Source organism: Bradyrhizobium sp. 190 (genome assembly GCF_023073415.1).
In the GTDB taxonomy this organism is placed as follows: Bacteria; Pseudomonadota; Alphaproteobacteria; order Rhizobiales; family Xanthobacteraceae; genus Bradyrhizobium.
The window spans coordinates 250,541-266,400 of record NZ_JADPJL010000012.1 but is presented as its reverse complement, the minus strand read 5'-3'; the positions used below and the strand labels follow the sequence as shown (position 1 = coordinate 266,400).

The window sequence follows — 15,860 nt, the reverse complement described above, 5'->3', positions numbered from 1 at the left end:
ACGTTTTCAACAACCCCCAGTAGTATTACGGGAGTCGTCGGACAGGCCGACGAGGCTGCGAATGTCCGCAGGCGTGGCACCTTTCCCACGCAATTCGCGCAAGGCGGTGGCTTGCGTCGATTTCGAGAGTTTGTGTCCCGACGCATCTTCGATCAGCCGGTGATGCCGATAGACCGGTTGCGGGATACCGAGCAGCTGCTGCAACAGCAGGTGCACGCTCGTCGACCAGAACAGGTCCCTGCCCCGCACCACGTCGGTAACCCCCTGCAAGGCGTCGTCGATCACGACGGACAAGTGATAGCTTGTTGGCGTCTCCTTGCGCGCCAGGATGACATCACCCCAGGCTTGCGGAAGCGCATTCACGATGCCGCTCTCGCCGCCGGGACCTATACCCTCCTCACGCCACGCCAGTTCCTTGGTGCGCGCGAGCGCCTCCTGCATGTCGAGCCGCAGCGCGTAAGGCGTGCCTTCCGCGATCAACTGCCGGCGCCGCTCCGGCGACAGCGATTTCGCAGGCCCCGGATAGAGCGGCGCCCCGTCGGGGTCGCGCGGCCACGGCGCACAGGCTTCGCGTTGCGCGACCAGACGGACGATTTCCGCGCGGCTCTCGAAGCTAGGATAGATCAGGCCCAAGCCTGCCAATCGTTCGACCGCCTCGCGATAGCGCGCAAAATGTTCCGATTGCCGCCGCACCGGCGTTTCCCAGGATATCCCCAGCCAGGCGAGGTCTTCATAGATCGCCGCCTCGAATTCCGGCCGGCACCTTGCCGCGTCGATATCCTCGATTCGCAGCAGGAACCTGCCGCCGGTGCGACGCGCCAGGTCGAAATTCAGCAGCGCCGAATAGGCGTGACCGAGATGGAGGTAGCCGTTCGGGCTTGGTGCAAATCGGAAAACGGGTGGCGGCATTGATCTCTTTCGCGGGACATGATGGTTTTAAGGGGCAATGACCATCCACCTCAACAGCCAGTCCGACCTCGAAGACGCCGTCCTCGCGCTGGTCAAGCAGGACGTGCGGCTGAAGCCTATTTTCGAACTCACTGGCATGCCGGCGCTGCGGCAGCGCGAGCCGGGGTTCGCCGGGCTGGCAGCGATCGTTTGCGGCCAGCAATTGTCCACCGCGAGCGCCGGCGCGATCTGGGCGCGGCTTGCAGCCGCATTCGACCCGTTCGATCATCACGTCATCGGCAAAGCCCGCGCCGACCGCCTCGGGCGGTTGGGCCTTTCCGCCGCCAAGATCAAGACGCTGAAGAATATCGCGCGCGAGCTCGCCGCCGAGCGGCTCAATCTCGACGTGCTGGCGGAGGAAGACGCGGACGCCGCCCACCATACCCTGACCGCGCTGCACGGCATCGGCCCGTGGACGGCCGACGTCTACCTGTTGTTCTGCCTCGGCCATGGCGACGCCTGGCCGGCGGGCGATATCGCCATACAGGAGGCGGTCAAGATGGGGCTTGGCCTGCAGGCCCGCCCTAACGCCAAGCAGATGGCGCCACTGGCGGAACCGTGGCGTCCTTTGCGTGGCGCGGCGGCGCATCTGTGGTGGAGTTATTATCGGGTGCTGAAAAAGCGCGAGGGCGTGCTTGCCGACAAACTCACCCCCGCAACTTCACCCGGTCTTCCCGCGCGGAAGCCGTGACGAAATCGATCACGGCACGCACGGCCGGAAGTTCGACGAGATCGGGATGGGCCAGAAGCCAGAGATCGGCCACACTGACGAGTTTCTGCGGGGCGACGCGGACGAGATCCGGATAGGCGGCCGCGACAAAACAGGACAGCGTTGAAATCCCAAGGCCCGCGCGCGCGGCGGCGAGCATGTCGCCCTGCGACGAGCATCGCATCACCATCGACCCCTGCCGCGTGATCGCGTCGCTCCAGCGTGCCAGACGTTCGTTCGACAATCGGTCGGCGAAGCCGATGACGCTGTGTTCCTTCCATTCGTCACGCCGCTCGGGGAGCCGCCGCCGCGCGGCATAATCGCGCGAGGCGTAGAAGCCGGTGCCGAGGCGGCCGATCTTTCGGCCGATCAAATTCTCTTCGCCGCTGTCCACGGGGCGCAATACGACATCGGCCTCGCGGCGGCGCACGCTGGCCGGATAGGGATGGGTGATGATCTCAAGCTGGATATGGTCATGCGCACGCAGAAATGGACCGAGCTTCGGCATCAGCCAGTGCGAGGCGAGCGTGGAGCCGATCGACAGCTTGACGACGCCGCGCGCCTGCGCCCCGGTCGCCGACACCGCAGCTTCCGCACGCAGCGCCGCCGCCGCCATCGCCTCGACATGCTCGCGAAACTTGCGGCCCTGCGCGGTCAGCGAAAGACCTTCATTGGAGCGCGCGAACAGGGGTATGCCGAGCTGGCCTTCCAGTTCGGCGATCTTGCGGCCGACCGTCGGATGGCTGGAGCGCAACCGCCGCGCGGCGGCGGCGAAGCTGCGGGTCTCGGCCACCGCCACGAAGGTCTTGCACAGGTCCCAGTCCATCGGCTCCCCCGCGACGCCAGCCGCACTGTTCATTCCTGACTGATCACCTGTTCAATATTGAACGGCTGGAGCGTGCCGTCCAGCCCTATAATGGACCGTAACAAGCGCAGGCCAGCGGCTCCACCCGGCCTGATGCGCTCAAATCAATATCAAGGGATGCGCGCCTAGCCTGGCCCGGCCTTGCGCGACAAGGAGGAACCGAATGCCGTTGCCCGCTTCGCTTGCCGATTCGCTCGAACTGCCGGTCGTCGGCTCACCGCTGTTTATCGTCTCCGGGCCGGAACTCGTGATCGCCCAGTGCAAGGCCGGCATCGTCGGCTCGTTCCCCGCGCTGAATGCCCGCCCCGTGGAGAAGCTCGACGAGTGGCTGAGCCGAATCGAGAACGAGCTTGGCGAGTACAAGGCACTGCATCCGGAGAAGAAGGTGGCGCCCTACGCGGTCAACCAGATCTGCCACGCTTCCAACGACCGGCTGATGAAAGACATGGAGACCTGCGTAAAGCACAAGGTGCCGATCATCATCACCTCGCTGCGCCCGCCGATCGAAATCGTCGAGGCCGCGCATTCCTATGGCGGCGTGGTTTTCCACGACGTGATCAACGTCAAGCATGCGCGGAAAGCTGCCGACCATGGCGTCGACGGTCTCATTCTGGTCTGTGCCGGCGCCGGCGGCCATGCCGGCATGCTGTCGCCGTTCGCGCTGCTGCGCGAGGTCAAGCAGTGGTTCAAGGGCACCGTCCTGCTGTCGGGCGCGATCTCCGACGGCTGGGGCATCGCGTCGGCGCTCGCGCTCGGGGCTGATGCGGCCTACATGGGCACGCGCTTCATCGCCACCGCCGAAGCCAATGCCGATCCGGCCTACAAGGCCGCGCTGGTCGAACACGCGGCGCACGACATCGTCTACTCCAACCTGTTCACCGGCGTGCACGGCAATTATCTCGGGCCCTCGATCGTGGCCGCGGGCCTCGATCCAGAAAATCTGCCGCTTAGCGACAAGTCGAAGATGAATTTCGGCTCCGGCGGCAACACCAAGGCCAAGGCATGGCGCGACATCTGGGGCTCCGGCCAGGGCATCGGCCAGATCGCCGACGCGCCGCCGGTCGCCGAGCTGGTGGAACGCCTCAAGTACGAGTTCACCGAGGCCAGCAGCGACTTTCTCAACCGAGCGCGCGCCTGAGACGCGCCGGTTCCAACAACCAATCAAACAAACAACAAGGGAGTGAAATGATGAGAACCATCGCGATGTGCTGCGCCGGGCTGCTGGCGCTTGCGGGCAGCACGGCCCGCGCCGAGAACGGCGTCACCGCCAACGAGATCCTGATCGGCCAGACCATGCCCTACAGCGGTCCGCTGTCGGGCTATTCGGGACTCGGCAAGGTCGCGCAGGCCTATTTCGAGAAGGTGAATGCGGAAGGCGGCATCAGCGGCCGCAAGCTCAAGCTGCACAGTCTCGACGACGCCTATTCGCCGCCCAAGACGGTCGAGCAGACGCGCCGGCTGGTCGAGCAGGACGAAGTGCTGCTGGTTTTTGGCTCACTCGGCACGCCGACCAACAGCGCCGTCCACCGTTACCTGAACGCCAAGAAGGTGCCGCATCTCTTCATCACCACCGGCGCCAGCAAATGGGCGGATCCGAAGCATTTCCCGTGGACGATGGGCGGGATGGCTTCATACCATTCTGAAGGCGTCATCTATGCCAAGCACGTGCTGCGCACCAAGCCTGACGCAAAGATCGCGATCCTGTCGCAGAACGACGATTTCGGCCGTGACTATGTCTCCGCGTTCAAGCGCGGCCTAGGCGACAAGGCGGCCAGCATGATCGTGGCCGAGGCGGTTTACGAGACCACCCAGCCGACGATCGATTCACAGCTCGCCACGCTGAAGGCTTCCGGCGCCAACGTGTTCTTCGGCGTCGCCATCGGCAAGTTCGGCTCGCAGATGATCCGCCGCAGCGCCGAGATGGGCTTCAAGCCGGACCTGTTCCTGGTGCCCACCTCAGTGACCTCGATCGCGACAATCCTGCAGCCGGCGGGACTGGAGAACGCGACCGGACTGGTTTCCGCGGCCTATCTGAAGAACATCAACGATCCGCAATGGGCAGATGATGCCGACGTGAAGGAGTATTTCGGCTTCATGAAGCGGTACATGCCTGCAGCCGATCCGCACGACACCACCTACGCCAGCGGCTATACCAGCCTGGTGTTGCTCGCGCAGGTGCTGCGCGCGTGCGGCGACGATCTGAGCCGTGCTAACGTGCTGAAGAAGGCAACCTCGCTGAACAAGGTCTCGCTGCCGCTGCTGCTGCCGGGCATCACGGTGACGACCGGCTCCGACGACTATTTGCTGTTCCAGCAACTCAGGATGCAGCGTTTCGACGGCAAGAGCTGGGTTGGCTTTGGCGAGTTGATCGAAGACCAAGAGCCGTAAGAACTGGAGTGCCTGTCATGATCGTCGGCGGCGAACGCCAAATCAGCTATCCCGAGATCCATGCCCGCATCGCGCGGGCGGCGGCGGGCTTCAGGGCGCTCGGCGTCAGTGGCGGAACGCCCGTCGGCATGATGCTGCGCAACGACTTTGCGTTCTTCGAAGTCTCGGGTGGCGCGGCGGCGCTGGGCAGCCCGGTGGTGCCGATCAACTGGCATCTGAAGGCCGAGGAGGTCGCCTATATCCTGGCTGACAGCGGCGCGAAAATCCTGGTCTGCCATGCCGACCTGCTGCCGCAGATCAGGGACGGTCTTCCCGCCGATGTGCGACTCCTGGTGGTGACCACACCGCCGGAGATCGCGGCTGCGTTCAATGTCGCGCCCGCGCTGACGCAAGTCCCCGACGGTATGACCGACTGGGACCGTTGGCGCGACACGCATGCGCCCTTGCAGGAGGCTCCGGTCGGCAGCGGACCGATGTTCTACACGTCGGGTACCACCGGCCTGCCCAAGGGTGTGCGCCGCAAGCCGATGACGCCGGAACAAGCCACGGCTTCGGCGCGCGTCGGCGGCATCGCCTATGGCGTGAAGCCGAACGAGGACCAGGTCATCCTGATGAACGGCCCGATGTACCATTCGGCGCCGAATTCCTATGGCATGCTGGCGTTCCGCAGCGGCTGCACAATCGTGCTCGAACCGCGCTTCGATCCCGAGGACATGCTGCAACTGATCGAACGTCATCGTGTCACCCACATGCACATGGTGCCGACGATGTTCGTGCGCCTGCTGCGGCTGCCGGATGACGTCAAGCGGCGCTACGATCTGTCGTCGCTGCGTTTCATCGTGCACGGCGCTGCCCCCTGCCCGCCGCAGGTCAAGCGCGCCATGATCGAATGGTGGGGACCGGTCATCAACGAGTATTTCGGCTCGACCGAAACAGGCATTCCGGTGTGGCATTCTGCCGAGGAGGCATTGGCAAAACCCGGCACCGTCGGCCGCGCGATCGATGGCGGTATCGTCAAGATCTACCGCCCGGACGGTGAACTGTGCGGCGTCAACGAAACAGGCGAAATCTTCATGCGGCAGGTTTCGGTGCCGGATTTCGATTATCACGGCAAGGCCGAGGCGCGCGCGGAGGCTGGCCGCGACGGCCTCGTCAGCGTCGGCGACGTCGGCTATCTCGACGAAGACGGCTACCTGTTCCTGTGCGACCGCAAGCGCGACATGGTGATCTCCGGCGGCGTCAACATCTATCCGGCGGAAATCGAGAACGCGCTGATCGGCATGGATGGCGTGCGCGACTGCGCGGTGTTCGGCGTCCCCGACGACGAATTCGGCGAGCGGCTGTTCGCCTGCATCGAGCTGGAAGCGAATGCGGCGCTATCACCCGCCGCGGTGCAGGAATTTTTGCGCGGACGTCTCGCCAACTTCAAGGTGCCAAAGGACATCCAGTTCATGGACGCGATGCCGCGCGAAGCCACCGGCAAGATCTTCAAGCGCAAGCTGCGCGATCTGTATGCCGAGGGTAGGCTGCGGGCGATTGCGTGACGGCTCACCTTCCGCACCCTCCACGTCATTGCGAGCGAAGCGAAGCAATCCATTGCCACCTCGTACGCGGAAAGATGGATTGCTTCGCTGCGCTCGCAATGACGGGGGGGAGCATTCCGACATCAAAATCGAACACCGTTTTAAACATCATTGCTGTTGCAAAACGGTCATCGGTCGGCGCAATGATCGCTGCATGTGAGAAGCAGGGATCGAAACAATGCAAGCCACCGACTTCGTCGTCGCCCGCAACGATCTGCAGCAATGCAAGGTAATCGAGACGCAACTGCCTGACGCAGCTGCGCTGCCTGACGAGGCGCTGCTGGTGAAGGTTACGCGCTTCGCCTTCACCGCCAACAACATCACCTATGCCGTCATGGGCGATGCGCTGAAATACTGGCAGCTCTTTCCGGCGCCCAAGGATTTCGGCAACATTCCGGTCTGGGGATTTGGCGAGGTGATCGCGTCAAAACATCCCGGCGTCGCCAAAGGCGAAACCCTGTTCGGCTATTTCCCGATGTCGACGCATCTCGTCATCGAGGCCGCCGACGTCTCCAAGCGCGGCCTGCGCGATGGCGCGGCGCACCGGCAAGGCGTGGCGCCGGTCTACAACGTCTATGCGCGCGTCAGCGGCGATCCGGCCTTCGAAGGCAAGCAGGGCGACTATCAGGCCCTGCTGCGCCCGCTGTTCATGCTGTCGTTCCTGGTTGATGACTTTCTCGCCGAGAACGAATTCTATGGCGCGAAAAGCGTGATGCTCTCCTCTGCCTCCAGCAAGACGGCTTATGGCCTTGCGCATCTTGTGCACGCGAGAGGCACCAAGGTGATCGGCCTGACTTCGGCCGGCAATACCGAGTTCGTCAAATCGCTCGGCTGCTACGACGACGTTGTGACCTATGACCGCGTGAACTCGATGCCGACGGGCCAGCCCGTGGCGTATGTCGACATGGCGGGCAACAGCTCCTTACGCGAACAACTGCACCGGCATTTCGGCGAGCAGATGAAATACTCCGGCCGGGTCGGGCTAACCCATCGCAGCACGGCGGCCGACGAGCCGGAATTGCCAGGCGCGAGGCCGAACTGGTTCTTCGCGCCGGACCAGATCCGTAAGCGCGCCAAGGAATGGGGACCGGGCGGCGTCGACAAGCGATTTGGCGCTGCATGGTCCGGCTTCGCCCCGAAGCTGGATCAATGGATGAAGGTGAGCGAGAGCCACGGGCCGGCGGCGGTGCAGCGCGGCTATCTCGACACCCTCAACGGCCGCGTCCCGCCGGATCAGGGGCTCATCCTGTCGCTCTAACGGCATGACGGATATCTCCTCACGCCCTTTCTGCGCCGTCCCGGATGGGTATAGGCTCGCCGGACAGGGAAACGCCGCAAAGACGGCTGGTGACGGGAAACGCGCATGCTCGACAGGACGGACGACAGTTCGGTAGCCGCCGACACTTGGCTTGCGCAGTTCGAGGAAGCGCTGGCGAAACCCGACGACGGTTTGCTGAAGACGCTGTTCCATCCCGACAGCTATTGGCGCGACGTGCTGGCGCTGAGCTGGAACATTCAAACGCTGAACGGCAGAGACGCGATCCTGAAGGCGCTGCCGCCGCTGGCCCGCATCGCTGGGCCGGGCGACTTTGCCATCGCTCCCGATCGCGCGGCACCGCGCAAGGTAATGCGCGCGGGCACCAACGCGATCGAGGCCATTTTCAAGTTCGAGACCAAGGTCGGGCGCGGCAGCGGCATCATCCGCCTGATCCCTGATGCCGACGATGGCAACCGGTTGAAAGCGTGGACGCTGTTGACCGAACTTGGCGAATTAAAAGGTTTCGAGGAACAACTCGGCGTCAATCGGCCCCGCGGCAACGCCTATTCACGCGATTTTCGTGGGCCGAACTGGCTCGACCTGCGCAGGGAATCAGCCGGCTATGCCAACCACGATCCCACCGTCCTCGTCATCGGCGGCGGGCAATCCGGGCTCTCCATCGCCGCGCGCCTGAAGCAATTGAACGTCGACACCCTGATCGTCGATCGCGAGAAGCGCATCGGTGACAACTGGCGCAAGCGCTACCACGCGCTGACGCTGCACAACCAAGTGCAGGTCAACCACCTGCCCTATTTGCATTTCCCGCCGAACTGGCCGACCTACATCCCGAAGGACAAGCTCGCCAACTGGTTCGAAGCCTATGTCGAGGCGATGGAGCTGAACTTCTGGACCGAGACCGAATTCGAGGGCGGCAGTTACGACGAGAAGGAGGGCCGCTGGACGGTCATGCTGCGCCAGGCCGATGGCAACAAGCGCGTCATGCATCCGCGCCATGTCGTGCTCGCGACCGGCGTCAGCGGCATTCCGAGCGTGCCGGAGATTCCCGGCCTGAAGGATTTCGCCGGCAAGGTGATGCATTCCAGCCAGTACGACGACGGCGAGAACTGGAAGGGCAAGCCCGCGATCGTGATCGGCACCGGCAACAGCGGCCACGACATCGCGCAGGACCTGCATTCCAGCGGCGCCAACGTCACGCTGTTCCAGCGCTCGTCCACGCTGATCGTCAGCATCGAGCCGTCGGCGCAACTGGTCTACGCGCCCTACAATGAGGGCACGCTGGAGGACAACGACCTGATCGCGACCTCGATGCCGCTCAAGCTGGCGCGGAAGAGCCACGCATTGACAGCGGAGAAATCCAAGGCGCTCGACAGGGAATTGCTCGAGGGCCTGGAGCGCGTCGGCTTCAAGCTCGATTTCGGCGAAGACAATACCGGCTGGCAGTTCAAATATCTCACCCGTGGCGGCGGCTATTATTTCAACGTCGGCTGCTCCGACCTGATCGTCAAAGGCGATATCACGCTCAAACAGTTCGCTGACATCGACAAGTTCGTCGCCGACGGCGCGAAGATGAAGGACGGCGAAACGGTCGCCGCCGACCTCGTCGTGCTCGCGACCGGCTACAAGCGCCAGGAAGTGCTGGTGCGAAAACTGTTCGGCGAAGCTGTCGAAAAACGCGTCGGCACGATCTGGGGATTTGGCGACGAGCACGAACTACGCAACATGTACACCCGCACCGGCCAGCCCGGCCTCTGGCTGATCGCCGGCGGCCTCGCGCAATGCCGCATCGGCTCAAAGCACCTCGCGCTGCAGATCAAGGCGATCGAGGAAGGGCTGCTGCAGCGCTGACGCCAGCGCTGCCGCTCACCATTCGCCGTGATCGAGGATTTGCCGGGCAAGGAAGGATTCCGCCCGGCGCCAGGCCGCGTCGTTGTCGCCGCGGAAGCTGATATAGCGATCGAACACGACTTTCCGCGCTTTCACATCGATGACGTCGAATTTCGCCTGCTGTATCAGCGTGCTCATCTTGTGAAAGCGGCCAATCAATAGATGGGTGGCGCCGGCCTCCTTCGCCCTGCCCAGCAGTTGACCGTCACTGATGTCGCCCACCGAGCAGGCGTTTGGCGGACATTCAAGCGCTGCATTCGCTATCTTTCCGCTCGCTACCAGATCGCTGCGCAACGCGGCTTCGAACTCGCGCAGCCGCCGGCGATGGTCGGCGCTTTGATCGATCACCTCACCCGAGGTGTCGACATAGTGGATTTCGGCGACGGCGAACACGAGCGTTGTCGCCTGCGCCCGACCTTGCCGGACAGAACAGGCGCAGACAACAGCGGCGGCAATCAAAGCGAGGCTCAACATGCGCAGTTTCATCAAATTTTCCATCACAAATGGTTCCCTTGGCGTTTCGTAATGTGCGTTTCGTTCTGGCACCTATTTCACCTGCTCCAGCAGACGGTTTTCGATCAGCCACCGCGCCCCGCGGCTCCAGGCCACATTGGCGCCCATCCGCAGGTCGGTCTGCTTGACATCCACGAGCGCCCCGGACCGGGCATTGCGAATCCTGTAAGTCACGGCGTATTCCGTCCGGGTGATACGGGTGACGATTCCAATCATCGACTGATCGGCGCTAAGGCCCGCGGCGATCTTGGCGTCGCAGCCCGCGCACTCCCGCAACTTGCCTGCCTTCGCCGCCTCTTCGTTCACGGCGCTGACGTCGACCAGTTGATAGCGCCCCGATGCCGCGATCAGCCGACGCGCTTCCTCCGTCGAAAACCGCAATTGCTCGCGGTCGATGTCGTCAGGAGCTACGTAGGCAGCCCCGGCGCTGAAATCCTCCAGTTCGAACGGAAACACGGCGATCTTGACCGGAGGCGACGCGGCCGTCTCGGCAGCCCTAGCCGCCGCGAGCGCTGCAAGCATGATGGCCGGCGCGAGGACAAGGGCGATGTGGCGCATGGATCACCTCGGAACTGCTGCCTTACTTCGCCGCGATACCGCCCGATCCATAGCCCTCCCGAAACGGCAGCTTTCCCTGGATCAGCCGGGTGAAATGCCCGATCTTATCCCGCCCCGCTTTCTTCCCAACTAAATTTGCCGCAATATTCGAAGCCATCGGGAGGACGCTGGGAGGAAGCTTGCGACAGGCATCCAACTCCGTGGCGAGCCGCCCGCCCGCCATCGATCTGAAGCTGCGGCTGGCGCTACGCGTCGCGGCGCCATGCGCAAATCCCCCTCGTGCTTCGGACAGGTCTCTGCAACACTCCCGCCAACAGAATACCAAATGGGGAGAAACGCATGTCGGTCATTCTCGGCTCGGGCGAGCATCGTTACCGCGTGGTGGAAAACTGGGCCAAGCTGCCGGACGGCTGGAGCCTGACCGACGCGGCTTCCGTCGCGGTCGACAGCAAGGACCGCATCTACGTGTTCAACCGCGGCGACCATCCGATGGTGGTGCTGGACCGCGAGGGCAATTTCATCACGAGCTGGGGCGAAGGCCTGTTCAACCGCGCGCACGGTTTACACATCGACGCCGACGACAATCTCTATTGCACCGATGACGGCGACCATACCGTGCGCAAGTGCACGACCGACGGCAAGGTGCTGCTGACGATCGGCATTCCGAACAAGCCCGCGCCGTTCATGAGCGGCGAGCCGTTCCATCGCTGCACCCATACGGCGCTGTCGCCGAAGGGCGAGATCTATGTCTCGGACGGCTACGGCAATGCCTGCGTCCACAAATATTCGCCCGACGGAAAGCTGCTCAAGACCTGGGGCGAGCCCGGCACCGATCCCGGCCAGTTCAACATCGTCCACAACATCGCTACCGATGCCGACGGCTGGGTCTATGTCGCCGACCGCGAAAACCACCGCGTGCAGGTGTTCGACGGCAACGGCAAGTATGAGACGCAGTGGAACTTTCTGCACCGGCCCTGCGCGCTGTGCCGCTGCGGCGGCAAGCAGCCCACGTTCATCGTCGGCGAACTCGGCCCCGGCATGGCGGTCAATCGCAAGGTGCCCAATCTCGGCCCTCGGCTTTCGATCGTCGATTCGAAAGGCAAGCGCATCGCCCGACTCGGCGGCGAGAACGGCCCGGGGCTGGAGGCCGGCAAATTCCTCGCGCCGCACGGCATCGCGATGGATTCGAAGGGAGATATCTATATCGGCGAGGTCGGCGTCACCGACTGGAAGACCAGCTTTCCGGATACGCCGATGCCGCCGGAGGTCGCGGTGACGCGTTGCCTGCAGAAGCTGGAGAAAATCTAGGCGGAAGGGCGGGATCGGACTCGCCCGTCGAACAGATTGTGCTCACGGGCAAGGCCCTCTCCAACGAGATCGAAGAAGGCGCGGACCCGCGCGGTACGTTTGAGGTCCGCGTGGGTCACGATCCAGAGTTCACCAGCCAGGTCCGGCACCGGACCGGGCAGCGCGCGGACGAGGTCGGCATCTTCGTCGCCGAGATAGCAGGGCAGAAGTGCGAGACCGATGCCAGCCTTCGCGGCGATGAACTGATTGACGAGGCTGTTGGTCCGATAAACGAAGGCGTCACCCGGCACCGTTCGATTCAGCCAATCCGCGGCCTTGATACCGGCAGCCGTATCCTCCCATCCGATCAGCGCGCGGCGGCCGAGATCTTCCGGGGATGAAACAGCCCCGCCGCTCTCTTCGAGATAGTGAACAACGCCATAGACGGTCCAGGCAACGTCGGCGAGCTTGCGGCCCCAGAGATCCCCCTCCTTCGGCCGCATCGGGCGAAGCGCAATATCGGCCTCGCGGCGCGAGAGGTTGAGCACGCGATTGTCGACCACGAGTTCGACGACGATGCCGGGATGGGTTTGCCGGAACGTTGCGAGATGGCTGGTCAGCTTTCGGTACGCCAGCGTCTCCGAGGAGGTTACGCGCAGGCGGCCGGAGAGACGGTGGTCGCGGCCGGCAATGTCGCGGTCGAGGGCGAGCGCCTCATCCTCCATCCGCTCAGCCGCTGAAGCCATCCGCTCGCCCGCCGGCGTCGCCTGGTATGCGCCGCCGGGAAGCCGTTCGAACAGGCGAACGCCGAGCCGCGTTTCCAGCGCATTCAAACGCCGGAACGCGGTCGAATGGTCGATATCAAGCGCCTTGGCGGCACCGGTGAGGCTGCTTGCCCGATGCACCGCCAACACGAGTTGGGGCTCGTTCCAGTCCTCCATGGCTGCAGAGCTAGGAGTTCCTTGCAGTTTCGCAAGCCGCGCTGGCGTATTTCCAACGTGCTTTCCGCGCCGCCAGACGTTACCTGTCCGAGCAACGCAAAAGCGAGATGAGGGAACACATCATGACGCCGGCACTGCTTTGCGCCGACGCATGAGGCGGCTGCGTCAATTCGCTGATCGATCAACCCTGAACATGGGAGTTGAGCCATGGGAGCTCCGTCCCCCGAACTTTGCAATCTCTGGCTGGCACGCGCGTTCAATGCGCAGGACGTCGATGCCGCGGCCGCGATGTACCACCCCGACGCCTCGATCGTTCAGGTCGACGAAGTCCATGGCGGCAGCAGCATTGCGCGGGGCGCGGACGGCATCCGCCAGACGATGGCCGCCTATGTCGGATTGAAGCCGCACATGGATGTCGTGACCCACCACACGACGGTCTCCGGCGATTTTGCGATGACGCGGTCGCAGTGGCTGATCAAGGGCATCGACGAAAGCGGCAAGCCGACCGAGGTGCATCACCATGGCATGGAGGTTCACCGTCGGATGCCCGACGGCAGCTGGGTGTTTTTCATGGATCATCCGTTCGGCGCCGATCCGAACTGGGCGGTCGACGCCCCGCCACACACCGAGTAGCCCAGCCCGTTACACTCAAGCCCGTGCAAGCCACCCCGGAGGATCACAATGCAAGAACTTGCAGCGCTCGCCAGCATCGTCGCCGCGCTCAGCGTTGGGGTGATCAGCCCCGGGCCCAGCTTCGTGATGGTGGCCCGCGTGGCTGTCGCATCCAGCAGAATCCGCGCGCTTGCCACCGCGTTGGGCATGGGCGCAGGGGGAGCCATCTTCGGGGCGGCTGCTCTGCTCGGGCTGCAGAGCGTGCTGCTGGCCGTGCCGGCACTCTATGCAGGGCTCAAGGTCCTCGGCGGTCTATACCTTTGCTATCTCGGTTTTCTCATATTCACATCTGCGCCGCAGCCTCTCGCGGCCACAGCCGATAGCGGCAAAGGCAGCCGGCCCGTTGGTGCATTCTGGCTGGGCCTCACAACACAGCTAAGCAACCCGAAGACCGCCATCGTCTATGCAAGCGTGTTCGCCGCTTTTCTCCCCGCGTCCTTTTCGCTGGGGTTTGCTGCCGCGCTGCTTGCAGCCGTGTTTCTCGTCGAGACCGCCTGGTATGCATTGGTCGCCCTTCTCTTCTCGTCGTCAGGCCCGCAACGGGCTTATCTGTCGTACAAATCCTGGGTTGATCGAGCGGCTGGCGCCGTCATGTTCGGTCTGGGTCTGAAGCTCGTCACCAGCGCCGCAAAGCCATAGACGCCAATACGACGATAGCCACCTTCGTCACTCAGGCCTCCTGCGTGAAGCCATCGAAAGCGAGTGCCTGCATCTCGTCAGAGCGCAGATCGCCTGTCCCGCCCCCTATCACGATGGGTTGACTGAGAAACATCCGGCATGGCCGAAGTGAGGAACCGAGGCTTTTTCCGGGCACCGGTCGGTGGACCCTCGTTCCCTTCGCTGGATAAGCCCCGGAACGCTCTTCACAATCCCGTCACGCTGCCTGTAGTATGCAGGCGCATGCTGCTTCGCAGCTAACATGGGGGTCAGGAGCGTTACTTGAACGCACATGTCTCGCAGGGCGGTTGGCCGGTACTGGTGCTGAACGCGGATTTCCGGCCGCTGAGTTACTACCCGCTGTCTCTCTGGTCGTGGCAGGACGCGATCAAGGCGGTGTTTCTCGATCGCGTCAACATTGTCGAGCACTACGACCGCGCGGTGCACAGTCCGAGCTTCGAGATCCAGCTTCCGAGCGTGGTGTCGCTGAAGTCGTTCGTCAAACCGAGCACGCATCCCGCCTTCACCCGGTTCAACGTCTTCCTGCGCGACCGATTCGTCTGCCAGTACTGCCACGCGCATGACGACCTCACCTTCGATCACATCATCCCGCGCAGCAAGGGCGGCCAAACCACCTGGGAAAATGTCGTCGCAGCCTGCTCGCCGTGCAATCTGCGCAAGGGCAATCTGACGCCGCAGCAGGCGCGGATGTTTCCAAGGCAACATCCGTTCGCACCGACGGTGCATCAGTTGCATCGGAACGGGCGATTGTTTCCGCCGAACTACCTGCACGATAGCTGGCTGGATTATCTTTATTGGGACACCGAGCTCGATCCGTAAGTTTCAGCCGGCCTTCGGTGGGGAAGTCGAGCGGTTCGCGCGGATCGGCGAGAGATGTTGGTCCCAAAGTTTGGCACAAATCGCACCTACCCGACGAACCGGGTTGGGCTATACTCACCAGACACGCGAGAGGCGAAGCGCAGTCCACAACGTCGGGAGCGGCGATCATGCGCACGCTATTGGTATTTGCGTTAGGATCCCTGATCTCCACGGCCGCGCCCGCGCAAGAGTGGAAGCCGGCCATCGAGAAATGGCGAGCCTGCGCCGACGCGGCAGCCGTTCGATATTCCAAGAGCTCCGAAAGTGCTCCCGTAGTCGCACGCCTGGCGGCGCTGGCCTGCCACGACGAGAAAACGAAAGCCTCCCAAGCTATTGTGCAGGTCGAAGGCGCCGCCTTTGGGGAGCAGTACATCGAAGCGGCTGAGCGATACTATGTCGATCGTCTGTCCGTAAACGTCATGGAAATGCGACTGCACGGAGCAGAAAAGCGCTGATGTGTCTGCGGCGATGAACCGACGGATCCTATCGGTCACTGTCATTGGGTCGGTACGGAACGCCGCCCAGCACAGCTTCAAGCCTGCATCGTCGCCATCACCACCTGAACCACCCGGCTGCCTTGGCGTGATCCAGGTGCCGACAAGTCCTGCGACCAGTTGATTGGTGCTGGTGAGCGTAACGCCGCCCGCACTCCATCCGGCGTAGCGCCATGTCGTCATTGCGCGCCGGTCCCACATGC

The 15,860-nt window shown here is 63.4% G+C and carries 16 protein-coding genes; 11 read left to right on the top strand and 5 right to left on the bottom strand.

Annotated features, from left to right (window positions below; translation table 11 throughout):
• Nucleotides 1-6: 6 nt before the first annotated feature.
• On the bottom strand, nt 7-909 hold the full coding sequence (gluQRS, locus tag IVB22_RS10340; RefSeq protein ID WP_247517227.1) for a tRNA glutamyl-Q(34) synthetase GluQRS: 903 nt from the start codon (nt 907-909) through the stop codon (nt 7-9).
• 37 nt (nt 910-946) lie between these two features.
• Here gluQRS and IVB22_RS10335 point away from each other — a divergent pair, with 37 nt between their 5' ends.
• Entirely contained in the window at nt 947-1,639 is a 693-nt protein-coding gene (locus IVB22_RS10335; RefSeq protein WP_247517226.1) for a DNA-3-methyladenine glycosylase, read from the top strand.
• On the opposite strand, the gene IVB22_RS10330 is transcribed toward IVB22_RS10335, so the two are convergent.
• Nucleotides 1,596-2,483 carry a LysR family transcriptional regulator gene (locus IVB22_RS10330; RefSeq protein ID WP_247517851.1) on the bottom strand — a complete coding sequence of 296 codons (888 nt, stop codon included), beginning with the start codon at nt 2,481-2,483 and terminating at the stop codon, nt 1,596-1,598. The two genes, IVB22_RS10335 and IVB22_RS10330, sit on opposite strands and share 44 nt — an antisense overlap.
• A gap of 202 nt (nt 2,484-2,685) precedes the next feature.
• On the opposite strand from IVB22_RS10330, the gene IVB22_RS10325 reads away from it, so the two are divergent.
• The 5 genes from IVB22_RS10325 to IVB22_RS10305 all read left to right on the top strand — a co-directional run bounded on the left by IVB22_RS10325 (nt 2,686) and on the right by IVB22_RS10305 (nt 9,617).
• The gene (locus tag IVB22_RS10325; protein WP_247517225.1) at nt 2,686-3,660 is read left to right on the top strand and encodes a nitronate monooxygenase family protein; all 975 of its coding nucleotides are present in this window, start codon (nt 2,686-2,688) and stop codon (nt 3,658-3,660) included.
• Nucleotides 3,661-3,707: 47 nt separating this feature from the next.
• On the top strand, nt 3,708-4,910 hold the full coding sequence (locus IVB22_RS10320; protein ID WP_374207502.1) for an ABC transporter substrate-binding protein: 1,203 nt from the start codon (nt 3,708-3,710) through the stop codon (nt 4,908-4,910).
• 17 nt (nt 4,911-4,927) lie between these two features.
• The gene (locus IVB22_RS10315; protein WP_247517223.1) at nt 4,928-6,454 is read left to right on the top strand and encodes an acyl-CoA synthetase; all 1,527 of its coding nucleotides are present in this window, start codon (nt 4,928-4,930) and stop codon (nt 6,452-6,454) included.
• Nucleotides 6,455-6,671: 217 nt separating this feature from the next.
• Complete coding sequence (locus IVB22_RS10310; protein ID WP_247517222.1) at nt 6,672-7,751, top strand: DUF2855 family protein; 1,080 nt, start codon at nt 6,672-6,674, stop codon at nt 7,749-7,751.
• A 105-nt stretch (nt 7,752-7,856) separates the two neighbouring features.
• Nucleotides 7,857-9,617 carry an NAD(P)/FAD-dependent oxidoreductase gene (locus IVB22_RS10305; protein ID WP_247517221.1) on the top strand — a complete coding sequence of 587 codons (1,761 nt, stop codon included), beginning with the start codon at nt 7,857-7,859 and terminating at the stop codon, nt 9,615-9,617.
• A 15-nt stretch (nt 9,618-9,632) separates the two neighbouring features.
• Here IVB22_RS10305 and IVB22_RS10300 read toward each other — a convergent pair whose 3' ends face one another.
• Together IVB22_RS10300 and IVB22_RS10295 are read right to left on the bottom strand one after the other, a co-directional pair.
• Entirely contained in the window at nt 9,633-10,142 is a 510-nt protein-coding gene (locus tag IVB22_RS10300) for a DUF2380 domain-containing protein (protein WP_247517220.1), read from the bottom strand.
• Nucleotides 10,143-10,202: 60 nt separating this feature from the next.
• Nucleotides 10,203-10,727 (bottom strand): DUF3280 domain-containing protein, encoded by a 525-nt coding sequence (locus IVB22_RS10295; RefSeq protein WP_247517219.1) that lies wholly within the window; start codon nt 10,725-10,727, stop codon nt 10,203-10,205.
• 339 nt (nt 10,728-11,066) lie between these two features.
• On the opposite strand from IVB22_RS10295, the gene IVB22_RS10290 reads away from it, so the two are divergent.
• On the top strand, nt 11,067-12,035 hold the full coding sequence (locus tag IVB22_RS10290; RefSeq protein WP_247517218.1) for a peptidyl-alpha-hydroxyglycine alpha-amidating lyase family protein: 969 nt from the start codon (nt 11,067-11,069) through the stop codon (nt 12,033-12,035).
• On the opposite strand, the gene IVB22_RS10285 is transcribed toward IVB22_RS10290, so the two are convergent.
• Nucleotides 12,032-12,928: a LysR family transcriptional regulator gene (locus IVB22_RS10285; protein ID WP_247517217.1), complete on the bottom strand. Its 897-nt coding sequence runs from the start codon at nt 12,926-12,928 to the stop codon at nt 12,032-12,034. The two genes, IVB22_RS10290 and IVB22_RS10285, sit on opposite strands and share 4 nt — an antisense overlap.
• Before the next feature lie 234 nt (nt 12,929-13,162).
• Here IVB22_RS10285 and IVB22_RS10280 point away from each other — a divergent pair, with 234 nt between their 5' ends.
• The 4 genes from IVB22_RS10280 (at nt 13,163) to IVB22_RS10265 (ending at nt 15,618) form a co-directional block, all read left to right on the top strand.
• Nucleotides 13,163-13,588, top strand: coding sequence for a nuclear transport factor 2 family protein (locus IVB22_RS10280; protein ID WP_247517216.1), 426 nt, complete (start codon nt 13,163-13,165; stop codon nt 13,586-13,588).
• Between the two features lie 48 nt (nt 13,589-13,636).
• Nucleotides 13,637-14,266: a LysE family translocator gene (locus IVB22_RS10275; RefSeq protein ID WP_247517215.1), complete on the top strand. Its 630-nt coding sequence runs from the start codon at nt 13,637-13,639 to the stop codon at nt 14,264-14,266.
• Nucleotides 14,267-14,566: 300 nt separating this feature from the next.
• A complete protein-coding gene (locus IVB22_RS10270) occupies nt 14,567-15,124 on the top strand; it encodes an HNH endonuclease (RefSeq protein WP_247517214.1) in 558 nt (185 codons plus the stop codon).
• Between the two features lie 167 nt (nt 15,125-15,291).
• Complete coding sequence (locus IVB22_RS10265; RefSeq protein ID WP_247517213.1) at nt 15,292-15,618, top strand: hypothetical protein; 327 nt, start codon at nt 15,292-15,294, stop codon at nt 15,616-15,618.
• Nucleotides 15,619-15,860 lie beyond the last annotated feature (242 nt).